We start from the raw sequence: 19,054 nt of genomic DNA on the forward strand, positions 1-19,054 counted from the left end.
GCCAGGGCCGTGGCCAGGTGGTCCCCGCGGCCCGGTGGTCCCCGCCATCCGGATGTTCGGACCGCTATGAGGCCCCGATACCGGTCGGAACGTCCGGATGGGCGCGAGGGGCGCCCGCTAGCCTGGCCCCATGACCCCCGCACGCATCGCCTCCCTCGCCGTCGCCCTCGTGCTCACGATCGTCCTGACCCCGCTGCGCGCCGACGACGGCTCGTTCGCCGGCGCCCTCCTGGTGGCGCTGCTCGGCGCCGTCCTCCTCGTGGCCGGCGCGTGGTTCGCGCCGCTGGCCCGCGCCGAGGGCACCATGGGCGGAACGCCGCGCGCCCCGTGGCGGCCCGAGTACGAGGGCCCCAAGACCACGCAGGTGGCCGGCGGCGGCCTGGTGGCGCTGCTGGTCGGGCTCATCACCGGCGGTGCGCCTTTCGTGGGACCGCTGCTGGGCATCGTCGCGGCGGTCGCCGCGGGCCGGTTCCTGCACATCCCGTCCGCGGCGGAGGTCGAGGCCGTGGTCGGGTCGCAGGAGCAGGAGCAGGAGCAGGAGCAGGTCGACGACGACGGCGACGGCGGCGCCGCCTTCGACACGGCCCCCGTGCCGGTCGTCGAGGCGCCGGGCTCCGGTCCGACGGCCGAGGTGCACGGGAGCACCGCCGCCCCCGCCGCGGACGAGGCCGACCGGACCCCCTGACCGGGTCAGCCGGTCACCTCGGCGATGAAGGCCTCCAGCTGGGGGACGCGTTCGGCGGCGAACTCCTCGAGGGGGACGGGCGACGGCCGGTCGAGGGGCTCGCGGGTCATCTCGTTCACGTTGATCCGGCCACCGGGCACGTAGGCCGTGCGCATCACCTGGTCCGAGGCGGACGTGGGGTAGCCCCGCAGGACCTTCTGGGTGACGGTCGCGTCCCCGGCTCCGACCGGCACGGTGGTCCGCTCGCGGCCATCCCCGCCCAGGCACTCCTTGCGCACGCGGTGGTGCTCCTCGTCCACGGCCCGCCACGTGGCCTCGTCCCGCATGACCACCACGTTCATCATGTGGAATGCACCCGTGGCGCGGTCCGCGGCCTGGCCGAACGTCGCGCCCACCATCCCGTCGAGGATCTCCCGGGTGGCCTCCTCCCGGAGGCTGCGGCACGGCTCGACCACCCCCGCCGTCACCGGCCCGAACGTGTCCACGTCGCGGGAGGCCAGGATCCGCCCGGTGGCCTCGGCGTCGTGGCTGCTGATCTGCGCGTCCTCGCCCAGCTCGGTGCGCAGGGCGCGCTCCACGCGCTCGTGGCCCGGGTAGCCGGCCCTGGTCGCAGGCGGCGTGGCCGGGTTCGCGGACGACGACGTCGACGCATCCCCAGCTACGGCACCGGTCCCCGGGGCGGCGGGTCCGGCGGGTGGGGCCTGCCCCGGGTCCGGGGCGGCGGACGTCGCGGAGGCGACAGGCGGCGTCGTGGTGCCGACTCCGGCGTCGTCGGGGGAGAGCAGGCCGCAGCCGGTGAGGCCCAGCGCACCCGCCGCGAGCAGCACGCCGGTGCGTCGCGCACGTCGACGCCGACCCGGGGCGGGCGGCTCGGCGGGCAGGAGGCGGGGCGCGGTCACGGTCGGGTGCTCCCTCTGGTGGAGGCCGGGGGCTGTGCCGTCAACGGTAGGTGCCGGGGTGCGGATCATCCCAGGGGTGAGCGGCCGCCGGGCCGCGGGCGAAGTCCAGGGCCTCCTCGATGATCTGCACCACGACGTCGAGCTCGGCGTCGTCACGGGGGCCGTAGACCATCCATTCGGTGCCGTGCTCGGCGTGACCGTGCGGCTCGGCCCATCCCAGGGCGGTGAGACGGGCGCCGCGTTCGGCGGGCAGGACGAGGTGGACGGAGGTGTCGGCCACCCCGTGCAGGTGGACGGGCTCCAGCCGGCGCCCTGGGGCGAGGTTGGTCTCCGGGGAGCGCTCCGTGGGCAGATCGGTGACGAACAGGGCCCGTGAATCGGCGGGGGAGACCTGGCTGTGCCCCTCCTCCACGCCCTCGAGGGTCCGGGCTCGGGCCACCAGCTCACCCCACAGGGCGGGCGGGGCTTGCTGGTCCAACTGACGGTGGGGGCCTTCCGAGGACGTGACGGGGCGAGGACCGGGCCGCGGCCCGGGGTGCGCGGTCACTCGCCGACCTGCCCGTCGATCTGCTCCCGCAGCGGGTCCGCATGCCCGTTGTGCCGGGCGTACTCCTCGATCATGTGCGTCAGGATCCACCGCAGGCTCACCTGCTCACGCCCGCCCCAGGCGGGGTGTGTGGCGTCCAGGGCGGCCGGGCCGGCCTCCAGCAGGCGCTCGACGACGGCGCGCGAGCGCTCCACGGACTCCCGCCACAGCGCGCGCAGGTCCTCGGCGGAGTCCTCGGCGGCGGAATGCCAGTCCCAGTCCGGGTCCGCGTCCCAGTCCACAGACACCCACGGCTCGGAGGCCGGGGTCCCGTGGGCGGTGACCTCGAACCAGAAGAATTCCACGAAGGCCAGGTGCTTGAGCAGCCCGCCCAGGGTCATCTCCGAGGGGTGACCGTCGAGGCGGCGGGCGAGGGCGGCGTCGTCGAGGCCGTCCGTGCGCCAGGCTAGCGTTGTGCGCTGGAAATCGAGGAAGCCGAGGAGGGTGGCGGTCTCGGAACCGTGGAATGGCGGCTCGGGGCGGCCGTGCTCGTCGATGCGCGGAGCGGCGTCGTCGTGCGGGGTGGTGTCCATGGGGTGAGCGTACGGGTGTCAACCCCACCCCAGGCGTCTTCGAACGCGGAACAGCCCCTCTTCCGCGCTCGAAAGCCACCATTCGCCCCATTCCACGTTCGAAAGCACAGGCCGGAGGCAACGGCGACGACGGGCCCGGGACACGGGCCGCGGCGCTGCCGAGCGTCGGAGGTGGGTCCGCGCGTCGGGGGTCACGTCCTACACGATTCTGTCACGGGCTGCGGACGCGACAATGCCGGAACCCGGGAGAACCCCATCCGCCCCACAGCTTGACGACATCTATAGATACGATCTGTACTTAGATACATGCCTACACAGTCCGACCCCGCTGCCCCCGCCTCCGCAGCCGCCCGCCCCTGGCCCTCGGCCTGGGTGCGCGCCGCGCTGGAGCCAGCGATCCTCGGCGCACTCATGGGCGGACCGCTGCACGGCTACGGGATCGCCCAGGCGCTTGCCGCCCGCGGCTTCGGCAGGCTCCGCGGCGGTTCGCTCTACCCCGTGCTCGCCCGCCTCGAGGAGGCCGGACACGTCAGCACCCGCTGGGTGGAGGGCCAGGGCGGCCCCGGCCGCAAGGACTACGCCCTCACCGCCGCCGGCCGCGCCGAGTACGCCGACGCCGTCGCCTCCTTCCAGGCCCTCGGCGCCGCGCTCGCGGCCCTGGGCGCTGAGGGGGAGGCCGGCGCCGACGGCGGTACCGCCGAATCCGTCCCCGCTCCCGTTCCGCAGGAGGCCGCCCGATGACCCGCCACGAACCACCCCTGCCGGCCCTGCTGGACCGCTTCGCCGCCGCGCGCGGCGTGCCGGCGGACCAGGACTGGGCCGCCGCGGCCGCGGGCCGCTTCCTGCCCGACGACGTCCGGGAGGAGATCGTCCTGCGGGAGCTGACGGAGGCGCTGGCCGCCGTCGAGGAGTCGGGGCAGGGGCCGGAGGAGCTCTTCGGCCCGGCTGCGGACTGGGCCCGGGAGCGCGCGGCGGAGGCGAGCGCGGCCGGGGAGTCCGTGCTCGACACGGACCCGTCGCTGACGTGGCGGGCGGCACCGTGCAACGCGCTGATCATCGCCGCACTGTTCTCCGTGCCGTTCGCCGTCGTGTTCGCGTTCCGGGACGGCCTCACCGTCGACTACTCGTGGGGGCATGTCCTGTTCTCGCTGGTGCTCGCCGTGGTGATGACAGTGGTCATCACCCTGTGGTCCCAGACCATCCTGCGGCGCTCCTTCTCGGCGACGGTGGGCACCGTGGCGGCAGGCGCGGTGCCGCTGGTGGTCGGGGCGGGGTTCCTGCTGCCCTGGCTCTCGGAGCAGCCCCTGTTCACGGGCTCCGTGGGGTGGCATGCGGCGATCGTGGCCGGCTATCTGGGCTTGGGCGCCCTGGGCTTCTGGCTGCTGCCCAGGGACGACGTCCCGGACGCCACTCCCGCACAGACCCCTGACGACGACGCCTGGGCCCTCGTGCTCGGTGGCGTCCTGCGCTCGAAGCTCGCCTACTCGGACGCGCGCGTGCGGGAAGTGGTGGACGAGGCCCGTGCGCACGCGGCGGCGTCCGGCCGTCCGATGGCCGAGGAGTTCGGCAACCCGCAGGACTACGCCGCGCGGTTCCGCCCGGACCGCGGCCGGCGGCTGCGGTGGGAGGCGATCCTGCTCACCGCGGTGGCCGTGTACTGGGTCGGGAAGCTGTGGGCGCAGCTGGCCGACCGCGCCGCCCCGCTGGACTGGTGGACGGTGGCCGGCGCGGTGCTCATGCCGCTGATCGCATGGCGGATGTGGCGGATGCACCGGCGGGCAGTGTCGCCTCACCCAGGGTGAGCGGGTCAGGGCGGTCGCAGCCGGCGGCCTCAGAGCCGACGATGACGACGGCATACCCGGCTACGCTCCCCGCATGACGCACCCCCTCATCTCCCCGCCCAAGGCCCGGCCCGGTGACCGGGTCGCGGTGGTGTCGCCGTCGTTCGCGGCGCCCGGCTTCGCCCCCGCCGTGCACGAGCAGGCGATGCATCGACTGGCCGAGGTGACCGGCCTGGTGCCGGTTGAGTACCCGACCACCCGGCAGCTCGGGGCGAGCCCCGAGGACCGCGCGCGGGACCTGAACACGGCGTTCGCGGACCCGGAGATCCGGGCGGTGCTGGCCAGCGTGGGCGGGGAGGACCAGATCACGGTGATCGGCCACCTGGATGCCGACGCCGTCCGACGGGACCCGAAGCCGTTCCTGGGCTACAGCGACAACACCAACCTGCACCAGTGGCTGTGGGCCCACGGCGTGCAGAGCTACTACGGCGGGTCCACGCAGGTGCACCTGGGGCCGGGACCGGCTGTGGATGAGGTGCACGCGGCGTCCCTGGGGGCGGCCCTGCTCACGGGGGAGCGGCTGGAGATCACGGAGCCGGGGGAGTCGGAGGACCACGGCGTCGACTGGCTGGACCCGCGGGCGCTGAGTGAGTTCGGCGAGCGGGAGCCGGTGCCGGGCCCGCAGGACGACGACGGCGCGGGCCGCCTCGGCGAGGGCGCCTCGCCGTGGCGGTGGGCCGGGCCGCAGCGTGCGGTGACCGGCCGGACGTGGGGTGGGTGCCTCGAGGTACTGCCGTGGGTGATGGCGGCCGGGCGCGGCCCTGCGGATGTGGCGGCGCTGGAGGGCGGTGTGCTGCTGCTCGAGACGAGCGAGGAGCTGCCCTCGGCCGGCCAGGTGCGTCGACTGCTGCGCATCCTGGGTGAGCGGGGCGTGCTCGGTGCCGTGGACGCCGTGTTGGCGGCCCGCCCGCCGACGAGCTCCTTCGAGGTCCCGCGCGAGGCGGACGAGCGGGCGCGGCTGCGCGCGGAGCAGGCGGACGTCATCGTGGAGACCGTGGCGACGTACAACCCGGACGCGGTGGTGTGCGTGGGCGTGCCGTTCGGCCACACCCGGCCGCAGTGGATCCTGCCGCACGGCGGGGTGATGACCGTGGACGGGGACCAGAGGCGGGCGTGGGCGGAGTTCGGGTGAGCCAGTTGGTAGCCTGCGGCTCAGACGGTGGCCGGTAATGAGGCCCCACAGATGAGGGGGTTTCCCATGGCCGAACCAGAAGGTCTGCGCCATGCTGCGATTGCCTGGCTTGAGCAGCGCACCTTCGACCGGCAGATTCCCCTGAGTCGTGACGAGATCGCTGACTTCGAGTGGAACGGCCAGCCGTTTCGACTGATCCCCTCCCAGCAAGGCATCTGGAAACCACGAGGGTTCGAAGCGACCCTCTCCATCGTGACCACGTACCGCTCGCCAGGCCAGAAGCGCCCCTACGAGGATGAGGTCGGCGCAGATGGTCTCATCCGATACAAGTGGCGCGGAGACAACCCGCAGCACCCTGAGAACGTCGGGCTACGCCGGGCTATGCAGTTGCGGCAGCCAATTATCTGGTTCATCGGCATTGGGGGAAAGCCCCCGGAATATCAAGTCGTGGCCCCGGTCTACCTCGTCCGGGAGGAGCCGGAGCTGCAGCAGTTCGTCATGGCTCCGCTCGCTGAAGAAGACTTCGCCGTGGAGGAGCTTGACGAGGGGTTCGCAGTGCCTGCGCTCAAGCGCTATCTCATGCGGGAGACAAAAGTACGCCTGCACCAGCCTGTTTTCCGATCGACGGTGCTCATGGCGTACGAAAACCACTGCGCGGTATGCAACCTTGCCCACCCCGAGCTGCTAGATGCCGCACACATCGTGGACGACAGCCATGAACTCGGTACCCCGACCATTGGTAACGGCATGGCTCTGTGCAAGATCCACCATGCAGCGTTCGATCGGCGCTTCCTGGGGATCCGGCCGGACTACACGGTGCAGATCCGGCAGGACCTTCTGGACGAGGTGGACGGGCCCATGCTGCGGCACGGCCTGCAGGACCTGCACGGACAGCCGCTCATGATGATGCCCAAGTTGCGTGCGAACCGGCCCGACCGCGACAAGCTCGTGTGGGCCTATGACCGGTTCCAGGCGGCCACCGTCGCTGACGTCGCCTAACTCACACTAGATCCTTAATGCCGGGCACTGCCTCGAGGTGGGCTTCGATAAGCGCATGTAGTCCTTGGAGCTCCTTAAAGGAGTCTCGAAGGTCTTCTAAAAGCCCAGTTGGGTTAATAGAAATGCTATCAGTGATTTTTGCGGGGTATCTAAAATCAGTACCCCTGGGGTCAAGATTATGAATCATGGTCGCTATTTCATCAAGCTTGGGCGTGCAGGCCTCGCCTGCAAATCCTAGCAATTTTAGCTCCTCATTGATCCATGTCTTCGACCTTTCGATACTATGGCCGAATCCTTTTTGACCAATAGTACTTTCCATTGCGCTACGAGAGTATTTCTCTGGATCCCCCCCGAGGCGAACTTGGTGTGAAGCGATTGCGAGGGCCAAGGACTTGAGTTCCAGTTCAAATGCCTGCCGGTATAGGGCTAAAAGCGGCATTAGGAATGCATCCTGCTCAGGGCGACCCTCCCATTGAGAGAAAAGCATCTCCGCCGCTTCCTTGTAATTAAATGCGTAGTAACCCAAGTCTTCGAAAGGGTTGAGCTGCATCATTGAATGGCGACTCGTGGCTGGGTACTTGGTTTGCAAATGCTCAAGAGGGTGGGGATTTTGCTTCATCACTGTGGGTGTATTCCTCAAAGTCTGGCTGGGACAATATGTCGGCGTGTTGCGTCAGCGAAAGCGCCTCCGCCCCGCCTCACCGCTTCCGGTACAGCCCCTTCTTCTGGAACTTCGGCTCGCTCGTCACGAGCATCCCCAGGGACCGGAAGATGCCCTCGTCCACGGAGCCGAGGATCGTCGTCGTGTGCACGTCGCAGCCCTCGAGGCTGGCCAGCTGCTCGACGGCCGCCTTCGCGTTCTCGTCGGTCGCCGCGGACACGGACAGCGCGATCAGCACCTCGTCCGTGTGCAGCCGCGGGTTCTTGGAGCCCAGGTGCACGGTCTTAAGCGTCTGAATCGGCTCGATCGAGGCGGGGGAGAGCAGGTGCACGTCGTCCTCGATGCCGGCCAGCACCTTGAGGGCGTTGAGCAGCACCGCGGCGGAGCAGCCCAGCAGCTCCGAGGTCTTGCCGGTCACCAGGGTGCCGTCCGCCAGCTGCACGGCCGCGCCGGGCTCGCCGGTGCGCTCGGCCACCAACTGCGCGGCACCCACCACCGGGCGGTCCTCCGAGCTCAGGCCCAGCTTGGACATCACCAGGGCCACGCGCTCGGACTCGGTGTCGTCCGCGCCCTCCAGGGCCTCGTTGACCTGGGCCTTGTAGTAGCGCCGGATGATCTCCTGCTTCGCGGCCTCCCGGCACACCTCGTCGTCCACGATCGCCGCGCCGGCCATGTTCACGCCCATGTCCGTGGGGGACTTGTACGGGGTGGTGCCCGTGACCTTCTCCAGCAGCGCGGACAGCAGCGGGAACACCTCGACGTCGCGGTTGTAGCTCGTTACCCGCTCGCCGTACTCGGCCAGGTGGAACGGGTCGATCAGGTTGATGTCGTCCAGGTCCACGGTGGCGGCCTCGTAGGCGGCGTTCACCGGGTGCTCGAGCGGCAGGTTCCAGATGGGGAACGTCTCGAACTTCGCGTAGCCGGCCGGGATGCCCCGCTGCCGGTCGTGGTACACCTGGCTCAGGCACGTGGCGAGCTTGCCGGAGCCCGGGCCGGGGGCCGTCACGACGACGAGGTCCCGCGTGGTCTCGGACCACTCGTTGGCGCCGAAGCCCTGCTCCGAGACGATCGTGGACATGGCGTGCGGGTAGCCGGGGATCACGCGGTGGCGGGCCACCTTCAGGCCGAGGCGCTCGAGCTTCTCGAGGAACGCCAGCGCGCGGTGGTTGGCGTCCTCCAGCTGCGTGACCACCACGTGCTCCACCAGGAACCCGCGCTCCCGGAACACGTCCACGAGGCGCAGGACGTCGTCCTCGTACGTGATGCCCAGGTCCGCGCGGACCTTGTTCCGCTCGAGGTCCTTGGCGTTGAAGCACACCAGGATCTCGGTCTCGTCCTTGATGCGGTCGAGCATCGCGATCTTGTTGTCCGGGGTGAAGCCGGGCAGGACGCGGGAGGCGTGCAGGTCGTCGAAGAGCTTGCCGCCCATCTCCAGGTACAGCTTCCCGCCGATCTGGCGGCGGCGTTCCTGGATGTGCTGGGACTGGAGCTCGATGTATTCCGCGCGGTCGAATCCGACGCGGTGGAGGGGGCCGGAGGCGGCGGTGGCCATGGTGGGGACGCTGTCAGCGGTGCCGGTCATGGACCTCCAGCATAGCCCGTCTCATCGGCCGAGCCGGTGTCCGCCACCCAGTCCGTCTCCGGGTCGTCGTAGGAGCGGGTGCGGCCGGTGCGCAGGTCCGTGACGTCCATGACGCCCGTCTCCGGGTGGTACCGGACCGACTGGTGGGAGGCCTGGTCCACCACCGTGATGGCCTGTGTGTCCGGGTCGAAGTCCGCCACGCGCACCCGGCCCTCGTCCTCCTCGGCGGGGCCGAACACCGGCAGCGGCATGCGCTCCCGCGCGCGGGCCGCGCGTCGGACGGCCCGCGCGTGCGCCTGCTCCGCGAGCCGGCGCAGGCGGTCCAGCTGGTCCCTGTCCTGGCTGACGTCCGCGCCGGGCAGGCGCCACTGGTAGCGGTACGCCAGCATGCGCACCGTGAAGATGAGCAGCGCGATCAGGAAGCCCGTGAACGCGTTCAGGGCGCCGCGCTGCGCCACGAGCTCCGCCACGGCCGCTCCCACCACGGCGGGCATCACGTACACGCCGCGGGGGTCGAAGATGGACGGCACCTCGTTGGCCACGATGTCCCGCAGCACGCCGCCGCCGAGGGCGCCCACGGTGGCCACCACCACCACGGACACCGGGTGCACGCCCATCGTGTGGGCGATCATCACACCGGAGACCGTGAACAGGGCCAGGCCCGCCGCGTCGAACAGCGTGATCGTCAGGTTCAGGCGGTTCGGGTGGATCGCCTTGACGTACACCAGCAGGGACACCAGCACGGGCGGGGCCAGGTAGATCGGGTCCTGCAGCGACGCCGGCAGGCCCCGGTCCAGGACGATGTCCCGGGTGATGCCGCCGCCCAGGCCCGCCAGCAGGGCCAGCGCCACGGAGCCCACCAGGTCGAAGTCCTTGCGTGCGGCCAGCAGGGCGCCGGAGACCGCGAAGAAGAACACCCCCACCAGGTCCAGGGCGGTCAGCAGCCAGGGGACGTCGGCCAGCTCGGCGAACAGCTGCGGCAGGGCCACGGCGGCTCCTTTCCAGGGGGAGGGGTCAGCGGCGGGAGGCGGCGTCGTCGCCCTCGACGGCGCGGTCCATGCCATTCTCCTCGACCTGCGGGGTGGGAGTGGTGGGCTCCTGGCCGCTCTCGCGCGGCGGGTCGTCGGGGCTGCCCTGGTCCCGGACGTCCGGCACGGGCGGGGCGTCGTCCGGGTCCATGCGCTGGCGCTGGGTCTCCCCGGTGATCTCCGCGCCCGGGGCCATCCACTCCCGGCGCAGGGAGACCACGCGCAGCGCCAGGACCACGAGCATCACCGCGAGCATCGTGTAGATGCTCAGCCACTCGGCCTGGCCCAGCGCGGAGGTGGCGGCGGCGCCGATCAGCGCAGGCACGGCGTACCAGCCGCGCCCGCCGAACACGGCCGGAGGCTCGCCCGCCACCACGTCCCGCAGCAGGCCGCCGCCCACCGCCGTGACGAGACCGAGCACCGCGGCCGAGACGGGGGAGAGCCCCCCGAGCAGCGCGATCCGGGTGCCGACCACGCAGTACACGGCCAGGCCCACCGCGTCCACGAGCATCACGGCGTGCTTGCCGCGCTCCCCGTCGAACACCTTGAAGAACACGGCAAGGGACGCCAGCACGGGCAGGATCAGGTACCACGGGTTGCGGAACGCGGCCGGGACGTCCTGGTTGACGATCAGGTCGCGGATCACGCCGCCGCCGGTGCCCACCATGAGCGCCAGCAGCAGCGAGCCGACGATGTCGTACCCCTTCCGGACGGCCAGGATGGCGCCGGAGATCGCGAAGAAGAACACGCCCACCAGGTCCACCGTCGTGACGATCTGGGTCACGGCCTGGGCCACCTGGCCGGTCTCGTCGATGGCGGAGGGCAGGTCGCGCTGGAGCTCTTCCGGGTTCTTGGGGGTCGTGGTCAGTAGCCAGACGGCGACGGAGGAGGTCAGCATGGGGTCACGGTAGCGGGGACGCTCCTGTGGTGTCCGCGCAGCCCGGGGCGGCGCCCGTCATGTCAGGGGAGGCGGGTAGGCGCTCCAGTCGTCGTCCGGAGCCGACGCCGGGCCCCTGTCGGTCAGAGAGCGGATATAGGCGCCGAGGTAGGGAAGGGCGAAGCGGAGGTACCCGTGTCCGTCCGGTTGCACGTAGCCGCTGTCGATGAGTCGGTTCCGATACTGATTCACATACTGGCTGTAGGAGCCGAGGCGCGCGGTGATGTCGCCGATGCGGGATCGCTCCTCGTCGACAGCCATGGCGCGGAGGAACTCCTGATCCTTGGCGGAGAGGTCGTTGAAGACCTTCGACAGCACACGGTCCATCACCGCCTGCAGCCCCCGGTCGCGGGCCGCCTCGGCGGTGGACAGGTCGATCCGGGGCTGGTCCGGCCGGTGTCGCCACGCGTAGTCGCCCAGCAGCTGGACGAGGTAGGGGTAGCCCTGGGCCGTGGTGATCAGCATCTCCAGAGCTTCTGCGGTGAACTCCCGGCCGCCGAGGCGTGCCGTCTCCGCGAGGACGTGGCGGGTCTCCCCCGGGGAAAGTCGGTGGAAGTCGGCGGTCCGGGAGCGGCGGAGAAAGGTCGTGTGCTCCTGCCGTACGAGTTCGTCGAGGTCGACCTTGATGCCGGCGAATGCCACGACGATGTCTGCTCCGCGGCTGATGGCATGGGAGATCTCCCGTGCGACGGCGCTGACCTCTCGCAGGCGCGTCTTGCCCGAGGAGACCTCGTCGATCGTGATGAGGATTCCGCGCACCCCGGCATGTTGGGCAACGGTCACCAGATCATTGCGCATGAGGGGACGAGAGGGACGCTCTGTGACCTCCCACGCGGCGGAGAAGTGCCAGAGTCCCAGTTCCTTGAGCTCACGTTTGGTCTGCCGGGGTAGGGAATTCACGACGTCTGGCAACGTGCTCTCCACCAGCCGGCGTTGGAGGCCCGCGCTGGCATCCTCGCTGATCACGAGCCAACCAGCATCCCGGGCGAGGTCTTCGATCCGCTGCAGCATGGAGGTCTTTCCGGCGCCCCTCAGCCCGGACAGGAGGACGGACTGGTTCTCGCCGAAGTCATGGTCTTGGAAGACTCTGCCCATGTCGCGGAGCAGGTCTTCGTGGCCGCCGAACACGAGGGGACGCCGCCCGTACCCCGGCGTGAAGGGGCTGTTCGGCTGGTCTGGGCAGGGCACGGGATCGCGCATGCTCACATCGTATTTGTTTTTTTTGTTCGGCAGACCCGTCAGCGCCCGCCGAACTCGGCGGCCAGGCGGGCGGCGATGCCCGTGTACGCGGCCGGGGTGAGCGCGAGGAGGCGCGCCTCGGCGTCGTCGGACAGGCCCAGGCCCTGCACGAACTCGCGCATGCGGGCGGCGTCCACGCGCTGGCCGCGGGTGAGGTCCTTCAGGCGCTCGTAGGGATTGTCCATGCCCGGCACACCGGCGATCGCCTCGGCGCGCATGACGGTCTGGATCGCCTCGCCGAGGACCTCCCAGTTCGTGTCGAGGTCCTGCGCAAGCACCGGCTCGGCGACCTGCAGCTGGCCCATGCCCTTGGTGACGTTGGACAGAGCGAGCACCGAGTGGCCGAGTGCCACGCCGATGTTGCGCTGCGACGTCGAGTCCGTGAGGTCGCGCTGCCAACGGGACTCCACGAGGGTGGCGCCCAGCGAGTCGAGCAGGGCGCAGGAGAGCTCGAGGTTGGCCTCCGCGTTCTCGAAGCGGATCGGGTTCACCTTGTGCGGCATGGTGGAGGAGCCGGTCGCGCCGGCCACGGGGATCTGCGCGAAGTAGCCGATGGAGATGTAGCTCCACACGTCCACGCAGAAGCCGTGGAGGATCCGGTTGAAGCGCGCGACGTCGGCGTACAGCTCCGCCTGCCAGTCGTGGGACTCGATCTGGGTGGTCAGCGGGTTCCAGGTGAGGCCGAGGTGCTCCACGAAGGACCGGGCGATCCCCGGCCAGTCCGCCTCGGGGACGGCGGTCAGGTGCGCGGCGTAGGTGCCGGTGGCGCCGTTGATCTTGCCCAGGTACTCCTGGGCGGCCACGCGGTCGGTCTGGCGGGTGAGGCGGTGCACGAACACGGCCATCTCCTTGCCCAGGGTGGTGGGCGTGGCCGGCTGGCCGTGGGTGCGGGAGAGCATGGGCGTGTCCGCGGCGGCCACGGCCAGCTCGGAGAGGGCGACGACGGCGGTGCGCGCGGCCGGCAGCCAGACCTGCTGGATCGCGTCGCGGGCGCCCACGGCGTAGGCCAGGTTGTTGATGTCCTCCGAGGTGCAAGCGAAGTGCACGAGCGGCGTGAGGCGGCCGAGGCCGAGGCCCTCGAGGCGGTCGGCGATGAAGTACTCCACCGCCTTCACGTCGTGCACCGTGACCTTCTCGGTGGCGGCGAGCTCGGCCACCGAATCGGCGTCGAAGTCCGTGACGATCGCCCGCAGGCCGGCCTTCTGCTCGTCCGTGAGCGGCTCGAGGCCGGGCAGCACGGCGTGCTCGGCGAGGTGGATGAACCACTCGACCTCCACGTGCACGCGGTTGCGGTTCAGCGCGGCCTCGGACAGGTGGTCCACGAGCGGCTCGACGGCGGCGCGGTAGCGGCCGTCCAGCGGGCCGAGGGCGATGCCGGCCTCGGCGAGGGAACGACGGTGGGCGGTGGACGCGAGCGCGGGCTGCGAGGTCATGGCCCCCATTCTGGCAGGCGCCGCGGACGCCCGATGAAGGCGAGGGCAGGGTCCGTCCTCGACCGCGACGGGGTGGCGAGTGCAACATGCGGACGCGCCTGGTGGCCCGAGGCGCGGTGGACCTACCGTGGCTGACGTCGCCGTCGCCCGGCGTCGGCGTGCCGCGAGGGATGAGGAGACCGAGATGACGGAACGGACCGGGCAGGCCCACGAGGCCGGGACGATCGACCGGCTGATGGCCGGGTGGGTCGCCGACGTCGAGACCCCGGACGCCTGCACCGCCCACCTGCTCTGCGACCGCTGGCCGGCCGACGCCGTGGCGTTCCGGTTCGTGGCGGAGGACATGTCCGCCGTCGACCTCACCTTCGGCGAGCTGGCCGACCGCTCCCGCCGCCTCGCCACCGGCCTCGCCGCCCGCGGTGTCACGCGCGGCGACCGCGTGCCCGTGATGATGTCCAAACGGGAGGAGCTCGTCATCACGCTGCTGGCCCTGTGGCGGCTCGGTGCCGTGCACGTGCCGCTGTTCACCGCGTTCGCCGCGGGCGCCGCCCGGATGCGCATCGAGGGCGCGGCGGCGCGGCTCGTCGTCGCCGAACCCCGCCAGGCCGAGAAGCTCACGGACATCCCCGGCATCGAGATCATCCGCACCGGAGCCGAGTGGGACGCGCTCGCGGACTCCGCGCCGCTGGCCGAGGACGTCGCCGTCGGCGGGGACGGGCCGATCGCCCTGCTGTTCACCTCCGGCACCACCGGCCGCCCCAAGGGGGTGCCCGTGCCGCTGCGCGCGGCCGCCGCGTTCGCCGTCTACCTCACGTGCGCGGTGGACCTGCGCCCCGAGGACCTGTTCTGGAACGCGGCCGACCACGGCTGGGCGTACGGGCTGTACTACGGGATCGTCGGCACGCTGGTGCTCGGGGCGACCTCGGTGCAGTACCGCGGCGCCTTCTCCCCGGCGACCATGGTCGAGGTGATCCGCTCGCAGGACGTCACGAACCTCGCCGGCGCCCCCACGATGTTCCGCGCGCTGGCCAAGGCCGGGGAGGTCACCGAGGACGCCCCGCTGCGGCTGCGGCGTGTGTCCACGGCGGGGGAGCCGCTGCCGCCGTCCGTGCTCGAGTGGGGCCGGTCGGCCCTCGGCACGGAGATCCGCGACCACTACGGCCAGACCGAGCTGGGCATGGTCATCTGCACCCCCGCGCACCCCGAGCTGGCCGCGCCGCCCCGCCCGGGTTCGATGGGTGTGCCCCTGCCGGGGATCGCCGCGGAGATCCGGGACGGGCAGATCGCGATCGACGCGGCCTCGCCCCTGTTCTGGTTCCCCGGCTACCTCGGGGAGCCGGAGAAGACCGCGGAGCGCTTCGCCCCGGACGGGCGCTGGTATCTGACCGGGGACACCGCCCGGCAGGACGACGACGGCTGGTTCTTCTTCTCCTCCCGGGACGACGACGTGATCCTCGCCGCCGGGTACCGGATCGGCCCGTTCGACGTGGAGTCCGTGCTCATCGACCACCCGCGGGTGCAGGAGGTCGCCGTCGTCGGCCTGCCGGACCCGGAGGGGGTGCGGGGCGAGGAGGTCGTGGCGTTCGTGGTGCCCGCCGGGGCCGTCGCGGACCCGGACGCCCTGGCGGCCGAGCTGCAGGCGAAGGTCCGCGACGAGTACTCCAAGCACGCCTACCCGCGCCGGGTGCACTTCGTGGACCGGCTGCCCAAGACCCCCTCCGGCAAGCTGCAGCGGTTCCTGTTGCGCCAGGGCGCCGCCGACTGAGTCAGCGGTGCACGAGCCGCAGGAACGCGCCGATCATCGGCAGGTCCTCGGGGCGGGTGGGCAGCGCGTCCGCGAGGGCGGGGGAGTGGACGAGGTAGGCGGCCCACTGCCCGCGCGAGATCGACACGTTGAGCCGGTTCCGGTTCAGGAGGAAGTCCAGCCCGCGCGGCACCTCCTGCGGTGAGGACGCCGCCATCGTCAGGATCGCGACGGCGGCCTCCCGGCCCTGGAACTTGTCCACAGTGCCGACGGTGGTGCCTTCGAGACCGGCGGCGTCGAGCACCCCCCCGGACCGTGGCGACCTGCGCGTTGTACGGGGCCACCACGATCACGTCGGACGGCTCGAGCGGCCGGCCGGGATCGTCCGGGCCGGTGGACCAGGTGCGGCCGAGCAGTGACCGGACGATCTCGACGACGGCCGCGGCCTCCTCCGGCGAGGACACCGCGTTGCCCGTGTGGGAGACCGGCCACGGGTGCAGCCCGGGCTCCACGCCGTCGAGCCGGCGGGCGTCCGTGACCTCCTCCCGCGCGCCGAGCCGGCCGGCGTAGGAGAGCTCGGAGACCGCGCGGGTGAGCGCCGAATGCATGCGCCACGAGGTGTCCAGGAAGAAGCCGCGGTCGGCGCGGAGCACGGGGGCGCCCTCCGCGATCCAGGTCAGGGCCGCGTCGCCGATGGGCTGGGGGTGCTCGCCCTTGCTGACCTGGGGGAGCTGCTGCGGGTCACCCAGCAGCAGCACCGTCTCGGCCAGGGCGCTCGCGCCCAGGAGGTGCGCGAGGGAGAGCTGCCCGGCCTCGTCCACCACCAGGAGGTCGACCGGCTGGGCCGCGGCGTTCGCGAAGGTCCACGCGGTGCCGCCCAGGACCCGGCCCGGTGCCAGGAAGGCATGGACCTCCGATGAGCCCAGGGTCGTCCAGCGGTGCGGTCCGTCCGGGTCCTTGGGCTCCTTGCCCACGCGGTCGGGGTCCACACCGACGCCGATCAGCTGGTCGAGGAAGTTCTCCACCACCGCGTGGGACTGGGCGGTGACGCCGACCGTCCAGCCCCGGTCCAGGAGTTCCTTCACCGCGCGGCTGCCCACGTACGTCTTGCCGGTGCCGGGAGGGCCCTGCACGGCCACGTAGGAGCCGCGTGCGGATTCGACCGCCTCGACCAGGCCCCCGACGCCGTCCCGCCGGCCGTCTCGTACGTCCGCCCCGATCGCGGCGAGGGTCCGGTCCGTGGTGCGCGGGGCACGGCGCGCCAGGATGTCGAACACCGCTCCGTCCGGCAGCCGGCCGCGGCGGGCGGCCTCGGCGGCCTGCTCCCGGATGCGTTCGAGGAGGCCGCCGGGCCGGACGTAGTTGAGGTGGAACACCGCCATGGGCACCTCCGCGTGCGGTTCCGGCTCGTACTTGGTGCTGAGGCGCTGCAGCAGGCTGACGCGGAACCGGCCCGGTGCGATCTCCTCCACCTCGGTCACGTCCACGGGCGATCGGCTCTGCCAGCGGACGGCGTTGGGGGCCAGCTCCGCCCCGCGCGGCGGCTGCTCGTACAGGGCGTTGAGCTTGAACCTCTCCTGGCTGTTCCGACGCGGCCGGACCTCGGTGCCCGGCTCGAGGCGCCCAGTCACGGTCAGCGTCCGGGCGGGGTTGCTCCGCGGGGTGGGGCGTTCCCACGCACCCACCGACTCGACGGTGTCGAACACCAGGTTCGCGCGTGGCTCCTGCCACTCGTCCGGGGCGGACACGGCCCGATCGAACATGGCCCACCACAGCGGCTTGTTCTCCCGGGCGAAGTAGCCCAGCCCCGCGGCCAGCAGGGCGATACCGCGCCGCCCGCCGTCGAGCTCCGCCTCCGGGGCCCCCGTCCCTCCCGCCTCGTCCCTCTCGGCGCCCGCCAGCGCCTGCAGCGAGGCGGCGAGGGCCGCGTCCTGCTCCTGGAGCGACGGCGCGGCCTCGACCAGCGGCTCGTCCCCGGTCGCGGCGTCGTCGACGGGACGGTCCGCGACGGCGGCCTCCTCGGGCTCGACCTGCGCCAGCAGCCAGTCCCGCAGCCGCGCCGTGGAGACGCAGTCGTACCGGTTGTAGTCCTCGATGTCGGCGCGGATCGCCCTCGCGACCTCGGTGTCCCCGGCCTCCATCGCGGCGACGTACCGGTGGTACTCGGTGACGCTGTCCGCCGCCGTCGTGACGCCGTCCTCCGCCCGGTGCTCCGCCCCCATGTAGAGGGGCTCCAGCTTCTTGATGGAGTAGCTCGGCACACCGGCCCGCAGGGCGGCGCGGACCGTGGAGTACAGGTCCACGAACAGCCCCGCGCGCAGCCAGTCGTCCAGCTCGCGCTCGCCTACACCGTGGCGCACGGTCAGGCGTTTCAGCGCGGTGACCTCGTACGGGGCGTAGTGGTAGATCCGCATCCCCGGGTGGGCCGCGCGTCGCGCCTCCACGAACGCCACGAACTGCTCGAGCGCCGCCCGCTCGGCGGCACGGGTGTCCGCCCACAGACCCGTGAACCGGAAGTCGGCCGAGGCGGTGCGCGCGGTGTCCCCACCCGGCGCCTCGACCCAGCCCCACAGGTACTCGAGGCCCTCCATGCTCCCGTCCGCGGAGACCCACAGCGGGTCCCCCTCGAAGTCGAAGAAGACGTCTCCGGCGTCCGGCACGGGCAGCCCCGCCACGGCGCGCGGGTCCACGATCCGATGCGGCGGCAGCCCGTCCGCCCCGGCCGGCTCCAGCTGGATCGCCGCCTGTTCCCGCAGTGCCTCCCACGTGCGGCGGGCCATGCCCTCCGGCGGTGCGACGGACGCCGCGAGTTGCTCGATGGTCGTGATGCCGGCCTCGCGCAGCCGGGTGCGCTGCAACCGCGTGGCCCCCGCCGTGAGCAGCACGTCCCGGTGCTCGGCGACGGCCTCCTCGCACGCCTCGCATGCGCCGCAGACGCTCAGGCGGTCGTCGCCCCAGCGGGCGGGCTCCCCGGCGGCCACGTGATCCTGCAGCAGCGCCTCCAGCCGGGCGCGCTGGTGCCGGTACACCGGGATCACCTCGTCCAGGTCCGCGACGTGCCGGGAACCGTCCCCGAGCCACAGGCTGCCCTGCCGCGCCCGCGGCACGTCCATGCCGTCCAGCAGGTCTGCGTACGCGGCGATCTGCAGCAGCGCCGTCACCCGTGCATGCCGGGCCAGCTTCGTGTCCACCACCTCGTACGCGCCCTCGGGGTGCTCCTCGTCCGTGCGGAGCACGAGGAAGTCGGCCAGACCGCCGAACGCGCCGTCGTGCAGCATCCCCTGGAACACGACGGCGGGGCGCGCGGCCAACGCCGCCGCGGTGCGCTCGCGGGCGGCCTGCACACCCTCGGGCGTGTAGCGCTCCGGGCGGGCGAGCCGGACCACCTGGTCTGCGCCGTGCTCCGCCTCGAGTCGCGCGAGCACGCGGGACTCGTGCTCGTCCCCGAGGCGGGAGACCCGCTCGAGGAACGCATCCGCCACGCCGATCCGCGGGGCGCGCCCGAGCGCGGGGTCCACCGTCCCGCGCAGCCACCCGTACGTGCACGTCGCGGCGGCGGTGATGTCCGAGGGGCTGAGCATGAAGGAGGCGCGGTCCGGCGCGAAGGTCACCATGCCGTCACCCTAGACAGGAGCCGCGGACGCGATGGGCAGGGCCCGCGCACACGGTCCCGGCGCGCCTCGCCCCGGCGGCGGCAGGGCGGGGTCGGCGAGCGTCACACACCGGACCGGACTTGACGTGGGTCACATCCAGAG

16 protein-coding genes are annotated in these 19,054 nt (G+C 71.9%); 6 read left to right on the top strand and 10 right to left on the bottom strand.

Translation table 11 applies throughout. From position 1 onward, the window contains the following. Positions 1-130 precede the first annotated feature (130 nt). The gene (locus MA879_RS07650; protein WP_248124791.1) at positions 131-685 is read left to right on the top strand and encodes a hypothetical protein; all 555 of its coding nucleotides are present in this window, start codon (positions 131-133) and stop codon (positions 683-685) included. Positions 686-690: 5 nt separating this feature from the next. On the opposite strand, the gene MA879_RS07655 is transcribed toward MA879_RS07650, so the two are convergent. The 3 genes from MA879_RS07655 to MA879_RS07665 form a co-directional block, all read right to left on the bottom strand. After that, a complete protein-coding gene (locus MA879_RS07655; protein ID WP_248124794.1) occupies positions 691-1,584 on the bottom strand; it encodes a hypothetical protein in 894 nt (297 codons plus the stop codon). Between the two features lie 40 nt (positions 1,585-1,624). Further along, positions 1,625-2,062 (bottom strand): luciferase domain-containing protein, encoded by a 438-nt coding sequence (locus tag MA879_RS07660; RefSeq protein WP_248124796.1) that lies wholly within the window; start codon positions 2,060-2,062, stop codon positions 1,625-1,627. A gap of 65 nt (positions 2,063-2,127) precedes the next feature. Next, a complete protein-coding gene (locus MA879_RS07665; RefSeq protein WP_248124798.1) occupies positions 2,128-2,703 on the bottom strand; it encodes a DinB family protein in 576 nt (191 codons plus the stop codon). A 306-nt stretch (positions 2,704-3,009) separates the two neighbouring features. Between MA879_RS07665 and MA879_RS07670 the strand changes: the two genes are divergently transcribed. The 4 genes from MA879_RS07670 to MA879_RS07685 all read left to right on the top strand — a co-directional run bounded on the left by MA879_RS07670 (position 3,010) and on the right by MA879_RS07685 (position 6,675). Continuing rightward, positions 3,010-3,444 carry a PadR family transcriptional regulator gene (locus tag MA879_RS07670; protein ID WP_248124800.1) on the top strand — a complete coding sequence of 145 codons (435 nt, stop codon included), beginning with the start codon at positions 3,010-3,012 and terminating at the stop codon, positions 3,442-3,444. Next, entirely contained in the window at positions 3,441-4,505 is a 1,065-nt protein-coding gene (locus MA879_RS07675; RefSeq protein WP_248124802.1) for a hypothetical protein, read from the top strand. The genes MA879_RS07670 and MA879_RS07675 overlap by 4 nt, the downstream gene beginning before the upstream one ends. Positions 4,506-4,578: 73 nt before the next feature. After that, positions 4,579-5,676 (top strand): S66 family peptidase, encoded by a 1,098-nt coding sequence (locus MA879_RS07680; RefSeq protein WP_248124804.1) that lies wholly within the window; start codon positions 4,579-4,581, stop codon positions 5,674-5,676. Positions 5,677-5,742: 66 nt separating this feature from the next. Beyond that, positions 5,743-6,675: an HNH endonuclease gene (locus MA879_RS07685; protein ID WP_248124806.1), complete on the top strand. Its 933-nt coding sequence runs from the start codon at positions 5,743-5,745 to the stop codon at positions 6,673-6,675. A 1-nt stretch (position 6,676) separates the two neighbouring features. Here MA879_RS07685 and MA879_RS07690 read toward each other — a convergent pair whose 3' ends face one another. From MA879_RS07690 to purB, 6 genes are all read right to left on the bottom strand, one after another. Continuing rightward, positions 6,677-7,228: a hypothetical protein gene (locus MA879_RS07690; protein ID WP_248124809.1), complete on the bottom strand. Its 552-nt coding sequence runs from the start codon at positions 7,226-7,228 to the stop codon at positions 6,677-6,679. 145 nt (positions 7,229-7,373) lie between these two features. Next, the gene (locus tag MA879_RS07695; RefSeq protein WP_248124812.1) at positions 7,374-8,918 is read right to left on the bottom strand and encodes a DUF1846 domain-containing protein; all 1,545 of its coding nucleotides are present in this window, start codon (positions 8,916-8,918) and stop codon (positions 7,374-7,376) included. Further along, entirely contained in the window at positions 8,915-9,907 is a 993-nt protein-coding gene (locus MA879_RS07700) for a trimeric intracellular cation channel family protein (protein ID WP_248124815.1), read from the bottom strand. The genes MA879_RS07695 and MA879_RS07700 overlap by 4 nt, the downstream gene beginning before the upstream one ends. Positions 9,908-9,932: 25 nt before the next feature. Then, positions 9,933-10,844: a trimeric intracellular cation channel family protein gene (locus tag MA879_RS07705; RefSeq protein ID WP_248124818.1), complete on the bottom strand. Its 912-nt coding sequence runs from the start codon at positions 10,842-10,844 to the stop codon at positions 9,933-9,935. A 57-nt stretch (positions 10,845-10,901) separates the two neighbouring features. Continuing rightward, on the bottom strand, positions 10,902-12,083 hold the full coding sequence (locus MA879_RS07710) for an ATP-binding protein (RefSeq protein ID WP_248124819.1): 1,182 nt from the start codon (positions 12,081-12,083) through the stop codon (positions 10,902-10,904). Between the two features lie 38 nt (positions 12,084-12,121). Further along, the gene (gene purB, locus MA879_RS07715; RefSeq protein WP_248124822.1) at positions 12,122-13,555 is read right to left on the bottom strand and encodes an adenylosuccinate lyase; all 1,434 of its coding nucleotides are present in this window, start codon (positions 13,553-13,555) and stop codon (positions 12,122-12,124) included. 184 nt (positions 13,556-13,739) lie between these two features. Between purB and MA879_RS07720 the strand changes: the two genes are divergently transcribed. Further along, positions 13,740-15,320: an AMP-binding protein gene (locus MA879_RS07720; protein WP_248124824.1), complete on the top strand. Its 1,581-nt coding sequence runs from the start codon at positions 13,740-13,742 to the stop codon at positions 15,318-15,320. Here the strand turns inward: MA879_RS07720 and MA879_RS07725 are convergent. Then, positions 15,227-18,913, bottom strand: a complete 3,687-nt coding sequence (locus MA879_RS07725; protein WP_248124827.1) for a TM0106 family RecB-like putative nuclease — start codon at positions 18,911-18,913, stop codon at positions 15,227-15,229. The two genes, MA879_RS07720 and MA879_RS07725, sit on opposite strands and share 94 nt — an antisense overlap. Positions 18,914-19,054 lie beyond the last annotated feature (141 nt).

The sequence above is a fragment of the Micrococcus lacusdianchii genome (assembly GCF_023155805.1).
In the GTDB taxonomy this organism is placed as follows: Bacteria; Actinomycetota; Actinomycetes; order Actinomycetales; family Micrococcaceae; genus Micrococcus; species Micrococcus lacusdianchii.

Bases quoted from the DNA above. Each gene is read 5' to 3' on its own strand.
- MA879_RS07650 (WP_248124791.1), top strand. From the start codon at position 131: ATGACCCCCGCACGCATCGCCTCCCTCGCCGTCGCCCTCGTGCTCACG.
- MA879_RS07665 (WP_248124798.1), bottom strand. From the start codon at position 2,703: ATGGACACCACCCCGCACGACGACGCCGCTCCGCGCATCGACGAGCAC.
- MA879_RS07670 (WP_248124800.1), top strand. From the start codon at position 3,010: ATGCCTACACAGTCCGACCCCGCTGCCCCCGCCTCCGCAGCCGCCCGC.
- MA879_RS07675 (WP_248124802.1), top strand. From the start codon at position 3,441: ATGACCCGCCACGAACCACCCCTGCCGGCCCTGCTGGACCGCTTCGCC.
- MA879_RS07680 (WP_248124804.1), top strand. From the start codon at position 4,579: ATGACGCACCCCCTCATCTCCCCGCCCAAGGCCCGGCCCGGTGACCGG.
- MA879_RS07685 (WP_248124806.1), top strand. From the start codon at position 5,743: ATGGCCGAACCAGAAGGTCTGCGCCATGCTGCGATTGCCTGGCTTGAG.
- MA879_RS07690 (WP_248124809.1), bottom strand. From the start codon at position 7,228: ATGATGCAGCTCAACCCTTTCGAAGACTTGGGTTACTACGCATTTAAT.
- MA879_RS07695 (WP_248124812.1), bottom strand. From the start codon at position 8,918: ATGACCGGCACCGCTGACAGCGTCCCCACCATGGCCACCGCCGCCTCC.
- MA879_RS07705 (WP_248124818.1), bottom strand. From the start codon at position 10,844: ATGCTGACCTCCTCCGTCGCCGTCTGGCTACTGACCACGACCCCCAAG.
- MA879_RS07710 (WP_248124819.1), bottom strand. From the start codon at position 12,083: ATGCGCGATCCCGTGCCCTGCCCAGACCAGCCGAACAGCCCCTTCACG.
- purB (WP_248124822.1), bottom strand. From the start codon at position 13,555: ATGACCTCGCAGCCCGCGCTCGCGTCCACCGCCCACCGTCGTTCCCTC.
- MA879_RS07720 (WP_248124824.1), top strand. From the start codon at position 13,740: ATGACGGAACGGACCGGGCAGGCCCACGAGGCCGGGACGATCGACCGG.
- MA879_RS07725 (WP_248124827.1), bottom strand. From the start codon at position 18,913: ATGGTGACCTTCGCGCCGGACCGCGCCTCCTTCATGCTCAGCCCCTCG.